Consider the following 3,894-nt stretch of genomic DNA (forward strand, 5'->3'; position numbering starts at 1 on the left):
GTGTTTTTAATGGCTCAACTCCTAGTTCTAGGGTAGATCCTATAATTTCAGTCAACTTGATTGGCTCAACATCCGCTATATTTCCTCCCTCTTCGTCCACAAAGTTAATAGTAACCGTGGTGGTGGTTTTTTTAACTTTATAAATGATTGGATCCCCGCCATATCTTACAGGATAATCTACCTCATTTTGTGGTCTCTCGATCACTTCGTAATGGTCTCCTTGGAGCTCCTTAATAGCCTTTTGGATATCCAGATCCTTTGTTAAATCGAGCGAACCGGTATCTCTTGTCACGGATAGTTCTTTCACAATATCGCCCTTTTCATCGACAAATTGAACGTCTAAATCAGCATCTATTGCAAAATAGTACCCTTCTATTTTTTTGTCCTCAGCTTCTACAACATAAGCTTCGTCATTAATTGGAACACCCAACATCTCAAAATGTTTTTCTTCTATAAGGTGCTCAAGCACTGGCTTTATTGTTGCTTCTTCTCGTATATTGATTGTTGAGCCAATTCTCTTTGTCAGTTCAACAGGTGGATTTAGATAAGAATCGTAAAAATCAAAAAACACAATAATTATTTTTGAATTTGATCTGAAACGATACTCGACCGGCTCATCTGTAGCCCCGACTGGATACGAAGTTTCATTCGTTGGTCGTTTTTCTAACACACGATTATCTGCTTTTAAATCACTTAGCACTTTGATTATTTCTGCATCTTTGCTTAAATCGATCGGTACACCGATTTCTTTCGTCCATTCAAGTGTGTTTAACACATCGTTCGTTTCATCAATAAAATTGATCGTTAGTTTGGACTTGGTTTGGAACTTATACGAAATCGTTTGTTCTGCTTCCGTAAGTGGATAGGCATTTTCTGGCGTTGGAGATTCCAGTCGCTTGTATCCTTTGTCTGTATACTTTTTGACGATATCTTGTACAGACTTTTCTTTTGTTAAGTCAACGGTTAGACCTAGTTCTTTTGTCAATTTAACGGTGTCTGTACTTACCATCACTTTATCCTCTTCATCGACAAAATTGATCGTTAGTTGTGTCTTTGTTTGAAATTTGTATGAAATTGTTTGATCTGTTTTTGTGATGGGATAAGCATTTTCTGGCGTTGGAGATTCCAGTCGCTTGTACCCTTTATCTTCATATTTTTTAACAATATCTTGTACAGACTTTTCTTGTGTTAAATCAACAGGTACGCCGATTTCCTTCGCTAGTTTTACGGTCTCCGTACTTATCATCACTTTATCCTCTTCATCGATAAAATTGATGGTTAGTTGTGATTTTGTTTTGAACTTGTATGAAATTGTTTTGTCTGTTGCCTCAATCGGAATAGCATTTTCTGGCGTTGGGGATTCCAGTAACTCATATCCCTTATCTGTATACTTTTTGACGATATCTTGTACGGATTTTTCTTGCGTTAAATTAACAGGTACACCGATTTCTTTCGTCAAGTTAACCGTGTCCGTGCCTAGTATCACTTTATTATTTTCATCGATAAAATCAATGGTTAATTTTGATTTTGTTTGAAACTTATACGTGGCTGTTTGATTTTCATCAGCATCTATTTCATATGCTTTTTCATTAGGTGGTCTTGTCACCACGTAGCCTTTATCTGTTTGTATCTTAATTGCTTTTTTTATATCATCATTGGCTGTTAGGTCAACTTTGCTACCGATGTTTCCAGTTAAATTAATTGGAGGTGCAAGCTCCATATTATCTTCACCAACGAATGTAACAGCTAACGTTGATTGATCTGTTACTGTAATATTGATAGTTTTCTTGTCCGTTGCCGTTCCTTTTTTCGCTTGAATTTCAGCGGTATAGGTTTTTGTTGCATCTGGGGCATTTGTTAGGGTTGTATTTAAAATAGATAAATCAATCCCTGTCGTTGCCCCCGTTGCCAAATCAAACCCTACTGCGCCTGATTTTTTTAAAATCAAGGCCTCTAATTCAGCCTTTGTTTTGCCAGCTAGTTCGCTTTTTTCGACAGAAAAATCATCTGCAGCTAATCTTAGTCCTTTGGATGGTAACGGGTTTTCATCCGATACCAGTACAGGAACTTTTATAACAACTGTTTTGTCAGTTTGTTTTTCATCCGTCATACGAACTTCTGCAAATTGTACCCCTAATTTTGAGGTGTCAACTGGTTTTGCTTTGTTCACATACTCAATAGCTGCTCTGTGTCCTGGTAAGACAGTTGGATCTTTAATCAATGACTCAGCCGTTTTAGTCCAAGCGCTGCCTTTCTTGACTACTTGACCGATGGGTAAACCACCGAAAGCATAGGCATTGATTTTAACGATAGGTTCTTCTTCTGATGGTAGCCCATTCATGAGTCCTGTTTCATCAACGGCAATTAATGAAGTCTCATAAGTCTTAATTGTGGCTATATTTTCATTTAGATTTTTTGGTAGTTTATCTTTTATGTTGGTGATAGTTCCACTCGCTTCGTCAGCGTTATCTCCAGTAAACGGATACCCAATAGTTTCACCACTTGGATAGGTCACATAAACTTGTCCACTATCCCCTTTATTAGGAATAGAACTCACCTTGTAATCTACATTAAAATCACCAGTATAATCTGAATAGACATTAAATTCTTCTGGCGTAACATTTAAATGCATATAGTTAAGCTCATCCCCAAAAAACAAATCATATCCACCTGTAATTGCCTTATCGGGGTCTACATCTCTCCATGGAGCTGCTAAATTATATCCAGATGCGTAGCTTGGTGTTAATATTTCCTGCCCATTTTTATATTTTATAGTTTCATCTCCATCTTTCGAAAAGCCGTTCCCAAAATAATTGTCTCCACGGAATACCCCCAAATCGATTGGTTTGCCATTTCCATCTCCAACTTTATATTTTGTAAAATCCGACAGCCAGTTTCCTCGATTATCTTTTAACTTTAGTGAAAATTTTCTATCCCACCCAGGCAGTCTATGCTGTGTATAAAAACCAGTATTATTATCTCCTATTGCATAGATGGTTGAATCAGACCCACCCTGCCTAATCTGGAGCATTGCAGGCTCAAATAAAGCAAACTTAATAGGCGTAGTATCAAGATTATACATACTAAACAACATCGAAAAATTCAAGTTTCTCCTCATTCCAATATCATAAACATACATAACTTTATTTGTATCATCAATTATCACTTGTTTCAATTTATTCCCTTTGCGCATGGAATATCGAACTGGATTGATTCTTCTACTAAAGTAATGAAAACCAACTCCATTGTTATAACTCCATTGTTTATCAAACTCATATAATGGTTTTTGACCTTGATTTGGGATCCACCTTCCCGGAACAATTTGTGTCCGTCTACCATTAAAATGATAGATAATATTATCCTTATCCACCATATTAAATCCTATAGAGTCCCTCTCTTCGGATCCCATAGTATCATAGACTCCTCTCGTTGCCAAACCTATCCGACTTCCATTTATTGGATTAATCAAAGCCTTCTCTTTTGTTGGATTCTTCCCTGCGTCAGAATCCACTGGTAAATTTTGCCATCCTTCTATCTCATCATTTTTGAAGACTTCGTCTGGAACAACCGTTGTCTTGATTGATTGTGTCAACGATTCTGCCCCCAATTTAATCGTTACAACGATATCGGTACTTCCACGCTTGGTGTCAGAAATCGGCGCACTCGTAATGGTTGCATCTAGAGTTGCTCCTGAGGCTAAATTCCAAGCTTTCAACTTTAGTCTGTTCGTGAGGAATTTTATAACGTCAGCGTTTGTCTTCCCTTTAATTTCACTCACCGTTAGTAACGCAGGCTTGTAGCTTAAGCCTGCTTTACCTCCAATTTCTACTGTCTCATCCTCTGTCGTTACAGTGACAGGGACAGCCATCACTTTTGTATTTTCCGGAGTTGTTT

General features: G+C 37.5%; 1 protein-coding gene. It reads right to left on the reverse strand.

The features are described from left to right. On the reverse strand, positions 1-3,894 hold a 3,894-nt coding region (locus BCR21_RS06030), incomplete at both ends, for a MucBP domain-containing protein (RefSeq protein WP_338031215.1).

It is taken from the genome of Enterococcus ureasiticus (genome assembly GCF_001730285.1).
Classification (GTDB): Bacteria; Bacillota; Bacilli; order Lactobacillales; family Enterococcaceae; genus Enterococcus_L; species Enterococcus_L ureasiticus.